At 60.8% G+C, this 18,887-nt stretch carries 17 protein-coding genes; 6 read left to right on the top strand and 11 right to left on the bottom strand.

Annotation, left to right across the window (positions count from 1 at the left end):
* Positions 1–49: 49 nt before the first annotated feature.
* From miaA to ACA055_RS02555, 5 genes are read right to left on the bottom strand one after another with little or no spacing between them, the layout of a single operon-like run.
* Positions 50–1,021: a tRNA (adenosine(37)-N6)-dimethylallyltransferase MiaA gene (miaA, locus tag ACA055_RS02575; protein WP_497682228.1), complete on the bottom strand. Its 972-nt coding sequence runs from the start codon at positions 1,019–1,021 to the stop codon at positions 50–52.
* Positions 1,021–2,931, bottom strand: coding sequence for a DNA mismatch repair endonuclease MutL (gene mutL, locus ACA055_RS02570; RefSeq protein WP_497682227.1), 1,911 nt, complete (start codon positions 2,929–2,931; stop codon positions 1,021–1,023). The genes miaA and mutL overlap by 1 nt, the downstream gene beginning before the upstream one ends.
* The gene (locus ACA055_RS02565) at positions 2,928–4,355 is read right to left on the bottom strand and encodes an N-acetylmuramoyl-L-alanine amidase (protein ID WP_497682226.1); all 1,428 of its coding nucleotides are present in this window, start codon (positions 4,353–4,355) and stop codon (positions 2,928–2,930) included. The genes mutL and ACA055_RS02565 overlap by 4 nt, the downstream gene beginning before the upstream one ends.
* Positions 4,356–4,826: a tRNA (adenosine(37)-N6)-threonylcarbamoyltransferase complex ATPase subunit type 1 TsaE gene (gene tsaE / locus ACA055_RS02560; protein WP_059405818.1), complete on the bottom strand. Its 471-nt coding sequence runs from the start codon at positions 4,824–4,826 to the stop codon at positions 4,356–4,358.
* The gene (locus ACA055_RS02555) at positions 4,814–6,313 is read right to left on the bottom strand and encodes an NAD(P)H-hydrate dehydratase (RefSeq protein WP_497682225.1); all 1,500 of its coding nucleotides are present in this window, start codon (positions 6,311–6,313) and stop codon (positions 4,814–4,816) included. Before ACA055_RS02555 ends, tsaE begins: the two co-directional genes overlap by 13 nt.
* Before the next feature lie 63 nt (positions 6,314–6,376).
* Here ACA055_RS02555 and queG point away from each other — a divergent pair, with 63 nt between their 5' ends.
* Complete coding sequence (queG, locus tag ACA055_RS02550) at positions 6,377–7,456, top strand: tRNA epoxyqueuosine(34) reductase QueG (protein WP_497682224.1); 1,080 nt, start codon at positions 6,377–6,379, stop codon at positions 7,454–7,456.
* On the opposite strand, the gene ACA055_RS02545 is transcribed toward queG, so the two are convergent.
* Together ACA055_RS02545 and orn are read right to left on the bottom strand one after the other, a co-directional pair.
* Positions 7,438–8,049, bottom strand: a complete 612-nt coding sequence (locus tag ACA055_RS02545) for a trimeric intracellular cation channel family protein (RefSeq protein WP_497682223.1) — start codon at positions 8,047–8,049, stop codon at positions 7,438–7,440. The genes queG and ACA055_RS02545 overlap by 19 nt on opposite strands.
* A gap of 198 nt (positions 8,050–8,247) precedes the next feature.
* A complete protein-coding gene (gene orn / locus ACA055_RS02540) occupies positions 8,248–8,790 on the bottom strand; it encodes an oligoribonuclease (protein ID WP_497682222.1) in 543 nt (180 codons plus the stop codon).
* A 107-nt stretch (positions 8,791–8,897) separates the two neighbouring features.
* On the opposite strand from orn, the gene rsgA reads away from it, so the two are divergent.
* The gene (rsgA, locus tag ACA055_RS02535) at positions 8,898–9,929 is read left to right on the top strand and encodes a small ribosomal subunit biogenesis GTPase RsgA (RefSeq protein ID WP_497682221.1); all 1,032 of its coding nucleotides are present in this window, start codon (positions 8,898–8,900) and stop codon (positions 9,927–9,929) included.
* Positions 9,930–10,022: 93 nt separating this feature from the next.
* Here rsgA and ACA055_RS02530 read toward each other — a convergent pair whose 3' ends face one another.
* The 3 genes from ACA055_RS02530 to motA all read right to left on the bottom strand — a co-directional run bounded on the left by ACA055_RS02530 (position 10,023) and on the right by motA (position 12,965).
* Positions 10,023–10,292, bottom strand: coding sequence for a hypothetical protein (locus ACA055_RS02530; RefSeq protein WP_083375178.1), 270 nt, complete (start codon positions 10,290–10,292; stop codon positions 10,023–10,025).
* Between the two features lie 792 nt (positions 10,293–11,084).
* Positions 11,085–12,110, bottom strand: coding sequence for a flagellar motor protein MotB (gene motB, locus ACA055_RS02525; protein WP_497682220.1), 1,026 nt, complete (start codon positions 12,108–12,110; stop codon positions 11,085–11,087).
* Between the two features lie 3 nt (positions 12,111–12,113).
* Complete coding sequence (gene motA, locus ACA055_RS02520; RefSeq protein ID WP_497682219.1) at positions 12,114–12,965, bottom strand: flagellar motor stator protein MotA; 852 nt, start codon at positions 12,963–12,965, stop codon at positions 12,114–12,116.
* Positions 12,966–13,131: 166 nt separating this feature from the next.
* On the opposite strand from motA, the gene ACA055_RS02515 reads away from it, so the two are divergent.
* From ACA055_RS02515 to asd, 3 genes are read left to right on the top strand one after another with little or no spacing between them, the layout of a single operon-like run.
* Complete coding sequence (locus ACA055_RS02515; protein ID WP_497682218.1) at positions 13,132–14,670, top strand: HDOD domain-containing protein; 1,539 nt, start codon at positions 13,132–13,134, stop codon at positions 14,668–14,670.
* Between the two features lie 39 nt (positions 14,671–14,709).
* On the top strand, positions 14,710–15,525 hold the full coding sequence (gene rhdA / locus ACA055_RS02510; protein WP_497682217.1) for a thiosulfate sulfurtransferase: 816 nt from the start codon (positions 14,710–14,712) through the stop codon (positions 15,523–15,525).
* 18 nt (positions 15,526–15,543) lie between these two features.
* Positions 15,544–16,404, top strand: coding sequence for an archaetidylserine decarboxylase (gene asd, locus ACA055_RS02505; RefSeq protein WP_046045706.1), 861 nt, complete (start codon positions 15,544–15,546; stop codon positions 16,402–16,404).
* Between the two features lie 56 nt (positions 16,405–16,460).
* Here the strand turns inward: asd and ACA055_RS02500 are convergent, their stop codons facing one another.
* Positions 16,461–16,862, bottom strand: coding sequence for a lectin OAA family protein (locus ACA055_RS02500; RefSeq protein ID WP_497682216.1), 402 nt, complete (start codon positions 16,860–16,862; stop codon positions 16,461–16,463).
* 200 nt (positions 16,863–17,062) lie between these two features.
* On the opposite strand from ACA055_RS02500, the gene ACA055_RS02495 reads away from it, so the two are divergent.
* Complete coding sequence (locus ACA055_RS02495; protein WP_497682215.1) at positions 17,063–18,838, top strand: cyclic-di-GMP receptor FimW-related protein; 1,776 nt, start codon at positions 17,063–17,065, stop codon at positions 18,836–18,838.
* The last annotated feature ends 49 nt before the right edge of the window (positions 18,839–18,887 follow it).

Here is an 18,887-nt window from a genome sequence, read left to right as displayed (position 1 = left end):
ATGGCTTGTGGCCGCCACACCCCCAAGGATAGACGGCAATTGCAAGGACTCAGCTCAATATGGAGATGGTCCCCAGGTATTTCAAGGCGCGCGGCAGATTGTCGCAATCCAGGCTGTCCAACCAGTGTAAATCAGCCCAACTGCGCAGCCAGGTGAACTGGCGCTTCGCCAATTGGCGCGTGGCAATGATCCCACGCTCCTGCATCTCGGCTTGCGTCAGCTTGCCATCCAGGTAGTCCCAGACTTGTCGGTAGCCTACCGCACGTATAGACGGCAACCCGGAATGCAGGTCACTTCGCTTACGCAGGGCTACGACCTCGTCAATGAATCCCTGTTCCAACATATTCGTGAATCTTTGTTTAATTCGCTCGTGCAGTACTTGGCGATTTGCCGGAGCAATGGCCAAGTTCGCGACAGTATAGGGCAATTGTTGCAGTCCCGAAGCGGCTGCTTCAGTACTTTGCGCAGATTGTCGCAAGCGTAGCTCAGTCATGCTCTGACCACTGACTCGATAAACTTCCAGTGCTCGACTGAGTCGCTGTGGATCGTTCGGATGAATACGCGCCGCGGATTCCGGGTCGATCACCGCCAACTGCTCGTGCAGGGCTTGCCAGCCAAGGCGTGCAGCCTCTTCTTCGATTTGCGCGCGGACTTCTGGATCGGCGGCCGGCATGTCCGCCAGCCCTTCGACCAAAGCCTTGTAGTAGAGCATCGTGCCGCCTACAAGCAGCGGAATTTTGCCCCGCGCGGTGATGTCGGCCATGGCTTCGAGGGCATCACGACGGAAATCTGCAGCGGAATAGCTCTCGGCCGGGTCGAGGATATCGATCAAACGATGCGGAAACTCAGCCAAAAGCTCTTTGGAAGGCTTGGCGGTGCCGATGTCCATGCCGCGGTAGACCAGCGCCGAATCGACGCTGATCAGCTCGCAAGGCAATACTTTGGTGAGTTCGATGGCCAGGTCGGTCTTGCCGGCAGCCGTCGGCCCCATCAGGAAAATCGCAGGTGGGAGCTGGCTCATCAACGACCGCGCAAGAACAGTTTGTCCAGATCGTCCAGACCCAGTTGGGTCCAGGTCGGTCGGCCATGGTTGCATTGACCGCTGCGCTCGGTGTTTTCCATATCCCGCAGCAGACCGTTCATTTCCGGCAGGGCCAGACGCCGATTCGCACGAATCGCGCCGTGGCAGGCCATGGTGCCGAGCAGCTCGTTCAAGTGCGCCTGAATCCGGTCGCTAGTGCCGTATTCCATCAGGTCCGCCAGTACGTCGCTGACCAGTCGATTGGCTTCAGCCTGCTTGAGCAAGGCCGGAATCTGCCGGATTGCCAGGGTTTCCGGGCCCAAACGCTGCAATTCAAAGCCCAGGCGCTGGAACCACGCGACGTGCTCTTCGGCGCAATCGGCTTCACGCTGACTGACCGCCAGGGATTCCGGCACCAGCAGCGGCTGACCGCTCAAGCCTTCGCTGGCCATGGCGATTTTCAGGCGTTCGTACATGATCCGCTCGTGAGCGGCATGCATGTCCACCAGCACCAGGCCCTGGGCGTTTTCCGAAAGAATGTAGATGCCCTTGAGCTGCGCCAACGCATAACCCAGCGGCGGAATGTCGTCCTGACCGGCCGGCAGCGCGACCGCATTGGCTTCGGGCAACGGCGCGAAGAACTCGCGATAAGCCGCCTGGGCTTCTGCAGCAGGCACGCCAGACTGCGGACGCGGCGTGTATTGATACTGATAACCGGCACCCGCGCCCGAGCCCGCCGTCGTGTTGAACGCCGGCTGAGCCTGAGGCTGTTCCAGCAACGCATTGGCCGCCAGGCGCATTTCGCCCTGCGGTCCGAACTCTCCAGCATCAATGCCGGTAGGTCGAACCATCGCCGTCGCGACTGGCGCCGCCAAATGGTCTTCCGGCCGCACATCGCCCAGGGCGCGGTGCAGGGTGCCATAAAGGAAATCGTGAACCATGCGCCCGTCACGGAAACGCACTTCGTGTTTGGTCGGGTGCACGTTGACGTCGACGCCTGCCGGATCAACTTCGAAAAACAGTACGAACGTCGGGTGACGACCGTTGAACAGCACGTCGCGATAAGCCTGGCGCACCGCGTGGGCCACCAGTTTGTCGCGCACGGCGCGGCCATTGACGAAGAAATACTGCAAGTCCGCCTGACTGCGGTTAAAGGTAGGCAAGCCGACCCATCCCCATAAATGCAGGCCATTGCGCTCGATTTCGATCGGCAGCGCCTGCTCCAGGAACCCTGCACCACAGATCGCCGCCACACGCCGGGCGCGGGCCGCATCATCGTGGGCCTCGTGCAGGCTGAGGATGGTTTTGCCATTGTGGCGTAGATGGAACGCGACATCGAAACGCGCCAAGGCCAGGCGCTTGATCACTTCTTGCAGGTGATCAAATTCGGTTTTTTCCGTTTTGAGAAACTTGCGCCGCGCCGGGGTGTTAAAAAACAAATCGCGCACTTCCACCGAAGTGCCCACCGGATGAGCCGCGGGCTGCACGCGCGGCGCCATGTCCCGGCCTTCGGTCTCGACCTGCCAGGCCTGATCGGCCTCGCGGGTGCGGGAGGTCAGGGTCAGGCGCGCCACGGAGCTGATCGACGCCAGTGCTTCACCGCGAAACCCGAGACTCATGACCTGTTCGAGATCTTCCAGATTGCGGATCTTGCTGGTGGCGTGACGAGCCAGGGCGAGCGGCAGATCGTCGGCAGAAATACCGCTGCCATCGTCACGCACCCGCAGCAGCTTGACGCCTCCCAGTTCGACATCGACATCAATGCGTTTGGCGCCGGAGTCGAGGCTGTTTTCCAGCAGCTCCTTGATCACCGAAGCCGGGCGTTCAACCACTTCACCGGCGGCAATCTGGTTCGCCAGCCGTGGGCTGAGCAGCTCGATGCGAGCCGTGTTGGTCAGCACCTGGTTCATTCTTTGGCCGCCAGTTCAGTGCCGGGAATGGTCAGGTGTTGACCGGCTTTGAGGTCATCGCTTTTCAGGTTGTTGGCGCTGCGCAAGGTGGCCGGGGACACCTGGTAACGCACGGCAATCATCGCCAGCGTCTCGCCAGGGTTTACCCGGTGGTCCCGCGGACCTTGCGCGATCCCACCGGAATCACGCAACCAGGCGATATAAGTACCGGGCGGTGGATTCTGCTGGAAGAACTGGCGCACGCCGCTGCTGATCGATCGCGCCAGCGCTTGCTGGTGGTTGGCCGCCGCGAGTTTCGAGGCTTCGTTGGCGTTGGAGATGAACCCGGTTTCCACCAGGATCGACGGAATGTCCGGCGACTTCAGCACCATGAACCCGGCCTGTTCCACACGTTGTTTGTGCAGCGGCGTGACGCGACCAATATTGCTCAGCACCTTCTGGCCAACGTTCAGGCTGGAGGTCAGGGACGCCGTCATCGACAAGTCGAGCAGAACGCCCGCCAGCATACGGTCCTTGTCATCGAGGCTGACGTTACCGGCACCACCGATCAAGTCAGAACGGTTTTCGCTGTCGGCCAGCCAACGGGCAGTCTCCGAAGTGGCACCGCGATCAGACAGGGCAAACACCGACGCACCGAAAGCAGCGGTCGAAGGCGCGGCGTCGGCGTGGATCGAGACGAACAGGTCGGCGCCTTTCTTGCGAGCGATTTCGGTACGACCGCGCAAGGGAATGAAGTAGTCGCCGGTGCGGGTCAGTTCGGCGCGGAAGCCTTTCATGCCATTGACCTGGCGCTGCAGTTCACGCGCAATGGCCAGCACCACGTCTTTCTCGCGCTGACCGCGAGAGCCGGAGGCGCCCGGGTCTTCACCGCCGTGACCGGCATCGATCACCACAATAATGTCGCGCTTGCCAGCCGGTGCGGGCGGCAGCTTGACCGCAGGTTCAACCGGTGTGACCGGAACCGGCGCCACTGTCGCGACGTTGGTCGGCGGCGGTATTGGCGCGGCATCGGCAGGGTTATCGAACAAGTCGACCACCAGGCGATTGCCGTACTGGGCGTTTGGCGCCAGGGTAAAGCTTTTCGGGGTGACGGCTTTTTTCAGATCGATAACCACCCGCAGATCGGTCGGCGTGCGCTGAGCCGAGCGCATCGCAGTGATCGGGGTGTTCGAGCTATTGACGTTCAGTGGCGCCCCGAGACTCGCGCCATTGATGTCGATCACCAGCCGATCCGGGGCGGTCAGGGTAAAGACGCTGTGCTGAACAGGACCGGTCAGGTCAAACACCAGACGTGTGTTGTCCGGCGCCCGCCACAGGCGAACACTGTTGACCTTCGTCTCGGCCACAGCGTCGACGGTCACCGCCAAAAACAACATCCCTACGGCAGCAACCAACGCGCGAAAGCGCATACCTAACCCCATCATTTAATTGGATTCCAATGCCAAAGCGGCACACCACGACTCGCCACGCGAGCCCTGGGACAAAATTTTCAGCGAACGCCCGCTGTCTTGCGGGCTAATGGTAATGGTCAGGTCGGGCTTTGGCAAAAAGCCTGCACCCTTCTGGGGCCATTCGATCAGGCACAACGCGTCGTCTTCGAAGTAGTCGCGGATGCCGAGGTACTCCAGCTCCTCCGGATCGACCAGGCGATAGAGGTCGAAGTGAAAGGCCCGGATGTCGCCGATCTCGTAGGGTTCGACCAGGGTGAAGGTCGGACTTTTTACCGCGCCCACATGCCCCAAACCACGGATGATGCCCCGGGACAGCGTGGTTTTGCCTGCCCCTAGATCCCCCTCGAGAAAAATCAGACCGTGCCCTTCGGTTGTTTGTGCGATGCGTGCGCCAAACGCAGTCATCGCCTCTTCATCAGCCAGGTACAGGGTTACTTCAGACACGGTGCTTGCTCCTCCAACAACTGACGAATGGCTGGGATCAGATCACTGGCCGCCAGCCCACGGCCGAATTTACCTTCTTGCGCGCCGGCATTGGCGTGCAGCCAGACCGCCAGACAGGCGGCATCGAACGCCTCCATGCCCTGGGCCAGCAACGCGCCAACCAGACCGGCCAGCACATCGCCCAATCCCGCGGTGGCCATGGCCGGATGTCCCTGATGACACACCGACAGTCGCCCATCGGGACTGGCAATCAGGCTGCCGACGCCTTTCAGAATCACTACAGCGGCGTATTTTTTGCTCAATGCGTGAGCGGCGGCAGGACGATCGGCCTGAACGTCGGCAGTCGATATCCCGAGCAAGCGCGCCGCTTCGCCCGGATGCGGCGTGATCACACAATCCTTGGGCAAGCTCACACGTTCTTCGGCCAGCAAGTTCAACGCATCGGCGTCCCAGACTTGCGGCAGCGGTGCGTTGGCGGCGGCCGACAATAGGCTGCGTCCCCAGGCAGCCTGACCCAGACCTGGACCGACGACCAACACGGAAACTTTTTGAAGCAATCCCATCAGCTGATTGGCCGATGATGTGCCCAGCACCATCGCTTCAGGCAAACGCGCCAAGGCGGCCGGAACATGTTCGCTGCGAGTGGCGACGGACACCATGCCCGCGCCACTGCGCAGGGCACTTTGCGCGCTCAGCAGGATGGCGCCGCCAACACCGAGATCTCCGCCGATCAGCAATACGTGGCCAAACCTGCCTTTGTGGGAAGTTGCCGCGCGACCCGCCAGACGCGGCAGGTTACCGACCGTCAGACGACGCGCACTGATGGCGACGCCGTTAAACGACTCAGGGGTGGCTTGCAGATCATTGAAGACCAATTCGCCGACGACGTCCGCCGCATCGCCCGTGAGCAGGCCCAGTTTCAAGCCGATGAAGGTCACGGTCAGATCAGCTCGAACAGCCGTGCCGAGCGTACGCCCCGAATCAGCACAAAGACCCGAAGGAATATCCACCGCCGCAACCGGCAGGCCACTGGCATTAATTGCCGCAATGACGCTGGCATAAGGCTCTCGCACTTCCCCCGTCAAACCGGTGCCGAGCAGGGCGTCCAGCACGATGCCGCGCAACTCGGACTGCGCGCTCCAGGCTTGAACCGCGACACCCTCGGACACGGCTTCGGCATGGGCCAATGCTGCGTCACCCTGCAAACCTTGAGGATCACCGGCCGCCAGCACCCGCACGTGCCAGCCGGCACGCCGCGCCAGCACCGCCACCAGATAGCCGTCGCCGGCGTTGTTGCCATGACCGGCCACCACGCTCAATTCGTTTGCCGTCGGCCATTGCCGGACCATGGCACGCCAGGTCGCCCGCGCCGCCCGCTGCATCAATTCGAAGCCAGGCGTGCCGGCGGCGATCAGGTTCGCATCGAGGGCTCGGACTTGTGCGGCGCTATACAGCGCGTCGGGTAAATCATCTTTAGTGTGCGGCATGCGTCTTCGGGCTCCGATGTCTGGCAGAATTATACGCACCTCAGCTCCGGTTTCTCTCGCCTCATGCCCGCTATTACTACAGACCTGCCCGCCCTCGCCCAATCCATCAAGGACTGGGGCCGCGAGCTGGGCTTTCAGCAAGTCGGCATCAGCGGCCTCGACCTGGTCGAGCATGAGCAGCACCTGGAGCGCTGGCTGGAAGCCGGCTACCACGGCGAAATGGAATACATGGGCGCCCACGGCAGCAAACGCTCGCACCCGGAAGAACTGGTGCCGGGCACATTAAGGGTCGTCTCCCTGCGCATGGACTACCTGCCGGGCGACACCCAAATGGCGCAATTGCTGGCCCAACCGGAAAAAGCCTACGTCTCGCGCTATGCGTTGGGCCGCGATTACCACAAATTGATCCGTAAACGCGTGCAACAACTGGCAGAAAAAATTCAGGCGGTCATCGGCCCGTTCGGCTATCGAGCTTTCGTCGACAGCGCCCCGGTGCTGGAAAAGGCCATCGCCGAGAAGGCCGGCCTGGGATGGATCGGCAAAAACACCCTGGTCTTGAATCGAAAGGCCGGCAGCTACTTTTTCCTCAGCGAATTGTTTGTCGACCTTCCACTGCCGATTGACCCGCCCCACTCCACTGAACATTGCGGCCGTTGCACCGCGTGCCTCGATATCTGCCCGACCAACGCCTTCGTCGGCCCCTACGTGCTGGACGCCCGGCGCTGCATTTCCTACCTGACCATCGAACTGAAAAGCGCGATTCCCGAAGAGTTACGGCCGCTGATCGGCAACCGGGTGTTCGGCTGCGATGACTGCCAGATCGTCTGCCCATGGAACCGCTTCGCCCGTCCGTCCGGCGAAAGCGACTTCAAGCCACGGCACAACCTGGACAACGCCGAACTGGCCGAGTTGTTTATGTGGGACGAAGACAAATTCCTCAGCAGTACCGAAGGTTCACCGCTGCGGCGGGCGGGTTATGAGCGCTGGTTGCGCAATCTGGCGGTGGGACTGGGGAATGCGCCTTCAACGATTCCGGTGCTGGAAGCGTTGAAGGCACGACGGGAGTATCCGTCGGAGCTGGTGCGCGAACACGTCGAATGGGCGCTGAAACAACACGCCGAGCGTCAGGCTTCGTCGTTATAAACGAACTTCGGCATCTCCCAATGGAAACGGATCGCCAGCAATCGCAATAGGAAACCGCCAAACAAAGTAACCAGAATCGCCTGTTCGCCGGGCAATTGCAGATAGATACAGAACATGTAGCACCACGCCGCAGCGAACGAGACGCTGGCATATAGCTCGCGGCGGAAGACCAGCGGGATGTCGTTGCAGAAGATGTCGCGCAGGATGCCGCCGAAAACCCCGGTGATCACGCCGCTGACCGAGGCCACCAGCATGCCGTGCCCCATTTCCAGAGCAGTCATGCAGCCAATTAGCGTGAAGGCCACCAGGCCCACGGCGTCAAGCACCAGAAACAGCGAACGCAGGTGGCGCATCCAGCGTGCCGCGAAGACGGTAAACATCGCCGCGACCGAGGTCAGCACCAGGTATTCAGGGTGTTTGACCCAGGTCAGCGGGTAATGGCCGAGCAGCACGTCGCGCACCGAGCCGCCACCCAGAGCCGTGACGCAGGCGATCAGCACTACACCAAACCAATCCATGCCACGACGGCCCGCAGACAGGGCACCGGTCATGGCTTCGGCGGTAATGGCGATCAGGTAGAGCATCAGCAACATGGTGGCGGTCCTTGCAGGAAGGCGCGCAGTCTAGCCACTTCGAGGCGGCACCAAAAGAGGGCGCCCGAGAATGTTCTTTGCCTTGAATCTTCGGCGACTGGAAGATCTATTCGCGAGCAAGCCCGCTCCCACAGGGATAACGCGATCCAATATGGGAGCGGGCTTGCCCGCGAAGGCGTCGGTGCGGGCACCGCCCAATCAGAACTTGATGAAATGCTTGCGGTAGTGCTGCAGCTCAGCGATCGACTCGCGGATGTCGTCCAGCGCCAGGTGGGTGCTGCCCTTTGTGAAGCTGTCGCGCACGTCTGGTGCCCAGCGCGCGGCCAACTCTTTCAGAGTCGACACGTCGAGGTTGCGGTAGTGGAAAAAGCTTTCCAGGGATTTCATGTGGGTATAAAGGAAGCGACGGTCCTGGCAGATGCTGTTGCCACAGATCGGCGACTTGCCCTTCGGCACCCATTTCTCCAGGAAGGCGATGGTCTCGGCTTCGGCTTCGGCCATGCTGATGCGACTGTCGCGAACCCGCTGGGTCAGCCCGGAGCCGCCGTGCTGACGGGTATTCCACTCGTCCATGCCGGCGAGGATCTCGTCGCTGTGGTAGATGGCGATCACCGGACCTTCGGCCAGGGTGTTCAAATCACTGTCGGTGACAATGGTCGCCATCTCGATGATGACGTCGGTATCAGGGTTCAGACCGGTCATTTCCAGGTCGATCCAGATCAGATTCTGCGGATTTTGCATGTGTCGACTCCTAGGCAATGCTGCGCAGTTTAGCCTAGGCGACCGGCCGGGCGTGCTAAACTCGCGGCCGTTTTACCTAATCGCTGCATTCTTGATACGGAACACCCATGGCCAAACGCCAACTCAATCGTCGTCAAAACTGGCGCATCGAAAAGATTCAGGGCGAACGCGCTGCCCGCGCCGCCAAACGCGAGTCCTCGGCTGTCGAGGCACTCGAAGGTGGCGACCTGGGACCGGAGCAAACCGGCCTGGTGATCGCGCACTTCGGTGTGCAAGTCGAAGTCGAAGCCCTCGATGGCGAATTGGCCGGCCAGGTGTTCCGCTGCCATTTGCGCGCCAACCTGCCTGCGCTGGTGACCGGCGATCAGGTGGTCTGGCGTGCCGGCAACCAGGGCATCGGCGTGATCGTGGCGCAACTGCCGCGTAAAACCGAGCTCTGCCGTCCGGACAGCCGTGGTCAACTCAAGCCTGTTGCCGCCAACGTCGACATGATTGTCATCGTCTTCGCACCGTTGCCCGAACCCCATGCCAACCTGATCGACCGTTATCTGGTCGCGGCGGAGCACGCCGGGATTCGTCCGCTGCTGCTGCTCAACAAGTTCGACCTGATCGACGAGCAGAACGCCCCGGCGCTGAATGCCTTGCTCGCGGTTTACCGCACGCTGGGTTACCCGGTACTGGAAGTGTCGGCGCATCACGGTAACGGCATGGAGCAATTGCAGGCGCAACTGGACGGGCACATCAGCGTGTTCGTCGGCCAGTCCGGCGTCGGCAAATCCTCGTTGGTCAACACCCTGTTGCCTGAAGTCGAAGCCCGTGTCGGCCCGCTGTCCGAGTTGTCCGGCCAAGGCACCCACACCACCACGACCGCGCGGTTGTTCCACTTCCCCGGTGGCGGTGAGTTGATCGACTCCCCGGGTATTCGTGAGTTCGGCCTGGGCCACGTCAGCCGTGCCGACGTCGAAGCCGGCTTCATCGAGTTCAACGACTTGATCGGCACCTGCCGCTTCCGCGACTGCAAGCACGACCGCGAGCCGGGTTGCGCCCTGCTCAAGGCTCTTGAAGAAGGCCGCGTGCAGCAGCAACGGATGAACAGCTATCGCTCGATCATCGCTAGCCTGCCGGAAACCAGCTATTAAGGAGCCTTGATCATTTTCGTGACGCCACGAACATGATCAGCATGCCTCCAGCAGATACAAAAAAGCCGCGATCATCTCGCGGCTTTCTGTTTTTCAGGGAGCTGCTTTTTCCAGCCTCCAGCCCAACGCATCCAAGGCGTCACACCCATCCTGCAACAACATATGCGCAGCATTGGCGAAATGCTCTAGGTCGTGACCTTCGGCGTCTTTGACGCACAGGCACGTGACACTGTTGAGCAGATTGCGGGCGGCTTTGATTCGGTGAGTAGCGGTTTCCAGAAGGTCGGAAACTTTGGCTTCGGTGTCGATGAACAGCGTCGGGCCGACGCTGAAATTGCCTTGGAGCGGGTGATATTTGGACATGACTTGAATCTCATCTGATAGGTGAAACTCCCACCCTTTCGCGGCTAAACGAATTGGGGTGGTAGCTGTGCGCGGGTTAGCCGACCGGACAGATGACCCGGCACACCCGAAGGTGTCCCACGCACAGCCACCATAGGCATGTAGATCCCAGGTAGCCAAAAGCGCCGCGATTATACGGGCGCTTGTGCATCATCTGATACGACCGGCTAAAGTCGATCACCGATTTGTCGGCGACGGCAAAACTATAGGCAGAAGCCTGCACGACTGAGAACCCCGCCACGCAATTTCAGACCGTTCCTACAGCTACTAATCGCCAGCAACCCGCTTCCAACAGGCAAACGCGACCCACCTAACAATCAGGTCGGCTATCAGGCCGCCTCGCGACGCTGTTGCGATGCTCGCCCCCTCGAGAGGCCGAGTGGAGGTTCTGCGCAGTGGGCAACCCGGCATGGATGCCGGGTTAGCCGCCCCCGGCCATGGATGGCCGATGGCGGCGGGCCCACGGAGCAGGACCGGAGCGAGGGCATGCCGAGCCTTAGCGAGGCACCGAACGTCAGGGGCAAGAGCCCTTGGTTACTTGGGGCTTTTCCAAGTGACTCGCTGTAAAAGCGAAACCTAGGCGGCCGTTACCGCAGAAATGGATATGTACCCAAAAATTCACGCCAGCCATAAGGCCGCTATCGCAGGCAAGCCAGCTCCCACAGGGACCGTGCTCACGCTGAAAATGAAGTGGCCTCCAAACCAGTGAAAGCCGCAAAAAAAAGCCGACATCACTGTCGGCTTTTTCATGGGTCACTGCTTCGGCGGTTCACCCGGTTTCGGCGCCGGGTTGTCGAACAAATTCAACCGTTCACGAAGCTCATGCGCCGGCAACGGCTCTTTATCCGCCGGCAACGCATTCGGATCGGCGGGCACTTCGCCCGGGCCGCCCTGCCCTTGCGTCGGCGTTGTTTCTGGAGCTGGTTCCGCACCTTGCGAACCTTCGATGGCACGCTGGGCTTTCTTGGTCAGCACGACGATGTCGATTCGGCGGTTGACCGGATTGAACGGGTTCTCGCGATCAAACAAGGCTGACGAGGCGTATCCGACAACCCGCGCCACCTGTTGGTCCGGATAACTGCCGGCGACCAGCGCACGACGTGCCGCGTTGGCACGGTTGGCCGAGAGCTCCCAGTTACCGAAATCGCCGGTGGTCGAGTACGGCTTGGCATCGGTGTGACCGCTGATGCTGATCTTGTTCGGCACCGCTTTGATGGTGTCGGCCATGGCCAGCAGGATGTCTTCGAAATACGGTTTCAGGCGAGCACTGCCAGAGTCGAACATCGGCCGGTTTTCGGCGTCCATGATCTGGATGCGCAAGCCGTCCTGGGTGATCTCGAAGAGAATCTGGTCCTTGAACTTTTGCAGCTGCGGATTTTCATCCACCTTGTTTTGCAGCTCTTGCAGCAACAGTTCCAGGCGTTCCTTCTCGACCTGTTCGGCCATGCCTTCTACCTGGTCGGTATCGATGGTTACCTTGTCCGGCTGGGGCTGGGATTTCACCTCGGGGTTGAGGGTGTTCTCCGGCGCCAGGGTCGGCGAACCGCCCAAGTCGATGATGTACGGCGTGCCGCTTTCGGAAAAACCGACCGGGTCTTTGAAGTAACCGGCGATGGCGATCTTCTGCTCCGGCGTTGCCGTGGACAGCAACCACAGCACCAGGAAGAACGCCATCATCGCCGTCGCGAAGTCGGCGAAGGCGATTTTCCAGGAGCCACCGTGATGCCCGGCCGCGTACTTCTTGACGCGCTTGATGATTATCGGCTGGTTGTTTTCCATGACTTAGCGACCGCGAACCGCTTGTTCCAGCTCAGCGAAGCTTGGACGGTGCGCCGGGTACAGAACCTTGCGGCCGAACTCCACCGCCAGCGAAGGCGGCATGCCGGAAGCCGACGCGACCAGCGAAGCCTTGATGGCTTCATAGATGTTCAGTTCTTCCTTGGCATCGTGGGCCAGGGCGTGAGCCAGCGGGCCAAAGAAACCGTAGGCGGCGAGAATACCGAAGAAGGTACCCACCAGCGCCGCACCAACGTGCAGGCCGATCATTTTCTGGTCGCTTTCACCCAGAGAGGCCATGGTCACCACGATCCCCAATACCGCCGCGACGATACCGAAACCCGGCATGGCGTCGGCAATGCCGTTGACGGCGTGGGACGGGTGGTCCAGGTCTTCCTTGAGGCTGGTCAGTTCCATGTCGAAGAGGCCTTCGAGCTCATGGGGCGCCATGTTGCCGGAGGACATGATGCGCAAGTAGTCGCAGATGTACGCAGTCATGCGCTCATCTTTCAGGACCGCCGGGTACTTGGCGAAAATCGGGCTCGCGGCGGCATCTTCGATGTCGCCTTCGATCGCCATCATGCCTTCGCGGCGGCTCTTGTTGAGGATCTCGTAGATCAGGCCCAACACTTCCAGGTAGAACGTGTGGTTGAAACGCGAACTGAACATGCCCAAGGACTTCTTGAGAACGCGCATTGTCATGTGGCCAGGGTTGGCCTGCAGGAATGCACCAAGGGCCGCGCCCCCGATGATCATCACCTCGAAGGGCTGGATCAGGGCGGCAATCTTGCCGTGGGAGAGCACGTATCCGCCGAGCACGCTCGCGAATACGACGATGATGCCGATTATTTTAGCCATAGGTAGGAGAGCACTTACTGAGTCGGGTTCAAGGTCATATTCGGAAGTTAAAAAATCTCTTCTTCTCCTTATCGGCAAAACTGCGCCAGACTATAGCCAGTTCAGGCGAAAAGCCAATTTGGCCCCCTCCGGGCATAGGTAATGCAGACGATGATTGCGTCCAACCATGGCTAACGAAACGAACGTTCCCACTCCAAAACCGACCACTCTCGAAGGCTGGGTCAAGCTTCTCGACGGAGTGCGCCTGCCGATTCCCCAAGACAGTCATGACCGTGTCTGCAAGGCCATCGCCAACAGCCGTAGCTCGCTGCGCGATATCGCCGAATTGATGCAGGACAGCCCGGCCCTGGCCTTGAGCGTGATTCGCGAAGCCAACCGGCACACCCATGGCAGCATGACCGAGCCGGCTGAAAACCTTGAGGTGGCGATCAATCGCCTCGGTTTGAAGCGCACTGAAGAACTGCTTGCCCGCCTGCCTGCCGAGCCTCAATCGCAGATCCCCGTCGCGTTGCGCCAGCTCCAACTGATCAGCCAGCACGCGACCCAGCAGGCCAACGGTTTTTTTGCCAGTCGCCTGGCGCGGCTGTGGCAGGACATCCATTGGGGCAGCCTGCTGTTTCTGTCGCCGCTCTGGCCTTTGGCACTGACCCATCCGCAGCTGCTCGAAGAATGGGAGCTGCGGGTCATCCATAAAGGCGAGTCGGCGCGCAAAGTCGAGAAGCAATTGTTCGGCGTGCGCCTGCTGGACATCTGCCTGACGCTGGTGGATCTCTGGCACCTGCCGATCTGGGTGCAGCAGGGTTATCGGCTATTGCTCACCGAACAGCGGGAGTTGGTAAAAGTCCTGCGCATCGCGCGTGACAGCGATCACCCGTTGCGCCAGCAGAACCGCCTCGATGACGATCCGACCCTGCGCCGCTGGCTCAATCAACCTGCCAATACGGTGCTGTTGGCCAATGGTCTGGCGCTGTCGGCGCAACAGGCCTGGGACAGCCCCCACAGTGAACGCTGGCAGTACCTGACCAGCCTCTACCTGCAAATGCCGATGGACGAGGTGCAACAACAATTGCACCAACAGGCCGCCAACAGCGCTCGCCATCACGCCATGCCAGACCTCTGGCATCCGGCCGAATCGCTGATCTGGCCGCAGGGCATTCGCCGGATCCACGCCGGTTTGCTGCCGGCCCCGGCACCGACCGCCGAAGATCTCGCGAAGTGGCGCAGACAATGTGCCGAATTGCTGGTCGAGCCGAGCCGCTTCACCAATGCCATGCACTTGACCACCTCTGCCCGAGACGCACTGGTTGCATGCGGCATGCGTCGAGTGATGATTCTGATGGCCGACCGCACTCATGCCAATCTGCGGGTGCACCAGACTTTCGGGCTGCCCAAAGAAGCCGCCGGCCTTAACTTCCTGGTGAGCCAGAGCACCGTGCTCCAACGCCTGCTTTCACAACAGGCCCAGGTGCGCCTGACACCGGCCAACAACGCGCAATTCTCGGCACTCTTGCCCGCCAGCCTGCGTTCGCAGTTCAGTGGCGAACACCTGCTGCTGCGCTCACTGGTCAACAACGGTCGAGTGATCATGATCGTCGTGGCGGACCAGGGCGGCGGGCCGTTTTCGGAAATCACCGTGCAAGCCTTCGGCAAAACCGCGCAGTGCATCGAAAAGGCACTGCACAGCTTTAGCCATCGCGGCCAATGACCCGCTACAATCCTCCCTTTTGTGCTCTGGAGACCTCACATGTCTGACTTCTCTGGCTTGGCCCTGGTGATCGAACCGAGCGACTTGCTTCCTCGCCTCGACGCCCGCGAACTGATTCTGGTGGACCTGACCAGCAGCGCCCGTTATGCCGAAGGCCATATTCCGGGCGCGCGTTTTGTCGATCCGAAACGCACGCAACTCGGTCAGCCACCGGCGCCAGGACTGATGCCGCCGCACGCCGCGCTCGAAGCATTGTTTGGCGAACTGGGACACAACCCCGATGCGGTCTACGTGGTTTATGACGACGAAGGCGGCGGCTGGGCCGGGCGGTTCATCTGGCTGCTGGATGTGATCGGTCACAAAAACTACCACTATGTCGACGGCGGCCTGACGGCCTGGCTGGCAGAAGGCTTGCCTATGTCAATCCAGATCCCGGCAGCGGTCGGCGGCCCGGTCGCCCTGACTTTGCACGACGAGCCCACCGCCACCCGCGAGTACCTGCAAAGCCGTCTCGGCGCCGCCGACCTGGCCATCTGGGACGCGCGCGGGCCGCTGGAATACTCCGGCGAGAAAGTCCTGGCGGCCAAGGCCGGACACATTCCCGGCGCGGTCAATTTCGAATGGACCGCGGGCATGGATCAGGCACGCAACCTGCGCATCCGCACGGACATGCCGCAGATCCTCGAACAACTCGGGATCAGCAAAGACAAAGAAGTGATTACCCACTGCCAGACTCACCATCGTTCTGGCTTCACCTATCTGGTGGCCAAGTCCCTCGGTTATCCGCGGGTCAAAGGCTACGCCGGTTCCTGGGGCGAATGGGGCAACCATCCCGATACGCCCGTAGAGATTTAAGGTTTTTAAGGACAGTCAATGAATAAGCGTTTGTTTATCCTCAGCCAATACCTGCTGCCCCATCACCTGCTTTCGCGACTGGCCGGCTGCATCGCCGAATGCCGCGTGCGCTGGTTCAAGAACGCCTTTACCGCCTGGTTCGCCAAGCGTTATCAAGTGGACATGTCCCAGGCTTTGGTCGAAGACCTGACGGCTTATGAGCACTTCAATGCGTTCTTCACCCGCGCCTTGAAAGACGGTGCTCGTCCGCTGGACGAAACGCCAGGCGCGATCCTGAGCCCGGCCGACGGTGCGGTCAGCCAGCTCGGCCCGATCGAGCACGGCCGCGTGTTCCAGGCCAAGGGCCATAGTTTCAGCGTGCTGGAATTGCTCGGCGGTGATGCCGCGAATGCCGCGCCGTTCATGGGCGGTGACTTCGCGACCATTTATCTGTCGCCGAAGGATTATCACCGCGTGCACATGCCATTGGCCGGCACCCTGCGTGAGATGGTTTACATCCCGGGCCGGATTTTCTCGGTCAACCAGACCACCGCTGAAAACGTGCCGGAGCTGTTCGCCCGCAACGAGCGAGTGGCATGCATTTTCGACACCGAGCGCGGGCCGATGGCCGTGGTGCTGGTGGGCGCGATGATCGTGGCATCGATCGAAACCGTCTGGGCCGGGCTGGTCACGCCACCGAAACGCGAGCTGAAAACCTTCCGCTACGACGAAGCTGCCCGTGCACCGATCCACCTGGAAAAAGGCGCGGAGCTGGGGCGTTTCAAGCTGGGTTCGACCGCTGTCGTGCTGTTTGGTCCAGATCAAGTGAAGTGGGCGGAAGAACTGGCCGCCGGTTCGCCGGTGCAGATGGGCCAGGGCATGGGCCTGGCAAAAGCCTGATCCCTGATCCGAACCCCGTGAACGTCTTCGCGGGGTCGGACATTTCGGTGGTGCCGTTACTCTATCTGTCCACGGAAGCCGATCGGCCCTTCGTTGGCGTAGGTATTGGTGCCACTGAGGTTTTTCCCTCCATCGCTGGAGGTCACGCTCAACGCCACAACGTTCTGATTATCCCGGCCTCCGATGACCCATTTGCCACCCGGTTGCCACGGGGCATCGTTGCCGCCCCACTGATTCTCGACGTTGTACTGGTTCTGGCCCGTGCGCTGAGCCTTGAAGCCAATGGGACCTTCACCCGCGTAAGTCATGGTGCCGGTGAAGCTCTTCCCGCCATCGCCCGATTTGATCTCGATCGCGACAACGTTCTGGTTGTCCCGTGCGCCTAACGTCCAGTCTCCGCCCGGATGCCAGGGTGCAGAACTACCGCCCCATTGATTTGCCACTACATATCTAGACATAAACTTCATCTCCTTGAAGTTACAAAGAGACCTGCCCTGCGTAGGCAGCAGGCCGTACGACTGTGCGTATCCAGTCGCACGAGTGTCAGATTAGTAGCACACCCGAGTGGCATTCGACTGACAGACAAACGGTAGATCTCTGTAACTGCTACAGTCAGGCCATTCACTGCCCATTTTCCCGGTTGGAGTTTTTATCCGGCATGAATGAAACCAGCCCCCACCTGCTGCTACGCGCCCCGATCCCGACACAGCCGCGCCTGTCATTCTGTGAGGCGACGCCGCGCGACCTCAAGCGCTGGATCGCCAATCTACCCAAGGCCAATATCGGCGAAACCGCTCGCCAGCTCTATCAAGGCTTGAGCGAGCTCAATCAACTGCTCACGCCCAGCGATAACCGACTGCAACTGCTCGAACTGCTACGGCCCGAGGTGTATTACGTTTGCAAACACCTGGAGCGGCATTTCCTGTATCAGGCGATTGTCCTCGACGAACGTTCGCGCAAGATCGCCAACCTGTGTCAGGCGCTGCAAAGTCATTTGGCGATTGGCTATAAACAAATTGTCGTGCGCATCACACCGCGCTTCAGCAAAGATCGGGCGCCGCTGTTGGCCCAGGCGCTTCAACGGGCAATTCACTGCCTTAACGGCCCACTGATTCGCTCTACTGAACTCTATTGCCCGGTGCCAGAAGGCCTGTGGCTGGAACTGCATCAGCTGTATCGGATCGCCTGCACGCACCAACTCCAGCACCTGAGCCTGCGTGACGAACTGGCCAGCCAGACGCGCACCCTGAGCATCGAACAGACTTACATAGTCGCCTTGCTGCTGGGCGCCTCCCGCTGCAACCAACTACGGCAAAACCAGATTGCCCGAGTGGCCGAGGTGCTGGAGCCCTGGAGCAAGTGGATCAAACTGCAACCGGGCAAACCGGCCGATGGACTGTTTGCCGTCGCGCCGGACATCGACTGCGGGCCGCGTTACCGCTCGAAGTTCCGCGCCGAGCAGCAGGAGAGTCTGCTGGGGATCGACCCGCAGCCGCTAGTCGCCGCCATCGAAGCGCATCTGCAAAAAATCGAATGCTCACCACCATTGCCCGTACCGGCGGGGCTGAGCCCGGATACGCTGCAACACCTGCACGCCGCCTGGGGCCAGGCTGCCGAGCGCAGCTTCCAGCGCACGGTCGGCCAAGGCACTTTGAGTCTGTGCGTAGGCATGAGCGCGCTGCATTTTTACCTGGGAGGCCAACGCCCCTTCAGCGACATACTGAAGAACCCCGGCTCCCGGCCCGCGCAATTCACGGCAACAGCGCCTGCGGGCCGGGAAAAAGATCAATGGCACCATGCCTTTGATGCTGCGCCCCATGGCAACGCCAGTGCTCTGCTGCCTTATGAAGAAATCGAGTACCCCAAGCTTCAGAACGATGACAACCACGAGGCATCCGATCGCAACCGACACTTCCCGACCTACGCGTTGCCGGTGATCAATCACAGTCCTGGCGGTTATTGCCTGGCCTGGCCTGGCGCAGTGCCTGCCGAGCTACAGGCTGGCGAAATGGTGGGTATCGAGGATTCTGCCGGTCTTGGCTGGAGCGTCGCGGTGGTGCGCTGGATCCGTCAGGTCCGTGGCGGCGGCACGCAAATGGGTATCGAGCAAGTCGCGCCTTACGCCGAGCCTTGCGGCCTGCAACTGGTGCGCACCCGTGACGATCACAGCCACTACCTGCGCGGCCTGTTGCTGCCGGCCATCAGCGCGATAGATCTGCCGGCCACCCTGCTCGCGCCTCGCCTGCCCTTTGAGGAAGGTCACAAGGTGGTGATCAACACCAACGGAGAGGAACGTCGAGCCGGGCTGGATCGGCGGGTGGCGAGCACCAACAGTTTCAATCAGTTCGCCTACCGCTCGCTGGAGACGGCCGCTGCGGGGAGCGGCGTGGTCAACACCGAAGATGATTTTGATTCGTTGTGGAAGTCGCTTTGAGGGTGAATCTGTAAGACCGAGGCGTGGCCTTCGCGGGCAAGTCGAATCG

The organism is Pseudomonas sp. LBUM1657 (assembly GCF_059716075.1).
Note: the sequence above shows the minus strand (reverse complement) of the source record. Positions and strands in the feature narration are given on the sequence as shown.

What these genes read in the sequence shown, in the direction of transcription:
- motB (WP_497682220.1), bottom strand. Translation starts at nt 12,110, where the DNA reads ATGGAAAACAACCAGCCGATAATCATCAAGCGCGTCAAGAAGTACGCG.
- asd (WP_046045706.1), top strand. Translation starts at nt 15,544, where the DNA reads ATGAATAAGCGTTTGTTTATCCTCAGCCAATACCTGCTGCCCCATCAC.
- ACA055_RS02545 (WP_497682223.1), bottom strand. Translation starts at nt 8,049, where the DNA reads ATGTTGCTGATGCTCTACCTGATCGCCATTACCGCCGAAGCCATGACC.
- ACA055_RS02495 (WP_497682215.1), top strand. Translation starts at nt 17,063, where the DNA reads ATGAATGAAACCAGCCCCCACCTGCTGCTACGCGCCCCGATCCCGACA.
- ACA055_RS02555 (WP_497682225.1), bottom strand. Translation starts at nt 6,313, where the DNA reads ATGCCGCACACTAAAGATGATTTACCCGACGCGCTGTATAGCGCCGCA.
- orn (WP_497682222.1), bottom strand. Translation starts at nt 8,790, where the DNA reads ATGCAAAATCCGCAGAATCTGATCTGGATCGACCTGGAAATGACCGGT.
- ACA055_RS02565 (WP_497682226.1), bottom strand. Translation starts at nt 4,355, where the DNA reads ATGATGGGGTTAGGTATGCGCTTTCGCGCGTTGGTTGCTGCCGTAGGG.
- miaA (WP_497682228.1), bottom strand. Translation starts at nt 1,021, where the DNA reads ATGAGCCAGCTCCCACCTGCGATTTTCCTGATGGGGCCGACGGCTGCC.
- rhdA (WP_497682217.1), top strand. Translation starts at nt 14,710, where the DNA reads ATGTCTGACTTCTCTGGCTTGGCCCTGGTGATCGAACCGAGCGACTTG.
- ACA055_RS02500 (WP_497682216.1), bottom strand. Translation starts at nt 16,862, where the DNA reads ATGTCTAGATATGTAGTGGCAAATCAATGGGGCGGTAGTTCTGCACCC.
- ACA055_RS02515 (WP_497682218.1), top strand. Translation starts at nt 13,132, where the DNA reads ATGGCTAACGAAACGAACGTTCCCACTCCAAAACCGACCACTCTCGAA.
- mutL (WP_497682227.1), bottom strand. Translation starts at nt 2,931, where the DNA reads ATGAACCAGGTGCTGACCAACACGGCTCGCATCGAGCTGCTCAGCCCA.
- queG (WP_497682224.1), top strand. Translation starts at nt 6,377, where the DNA reads ATGCCCGCTATTACTACAGACCTGCCCGCCCTCGCCCAATCCATCAAG.
- rsgA (WP_497682221.1), top strand. Translation starts at nt 8,898, where the DNA reads ATGGCCAAACGCCAACTCAATCGTCGTCAAAACTGGCGCATCGAAAAG.
- ACA055_RS02530 (WP_083375178.1), bottom strand. Translation starts at nt 10,292, where the DNA reads ATGTCCAAATATCACCCGCTCCAAGGCAATTTCAGCGTCGGCCCGACG.
- motA (WP_497682219.1), bottom strand. Translation starts at nt 12,965, where the DNA reads ATGGCTAAAATAATCGGCATCATCGTCGTATTCGCGAGCGTGCTCGGC.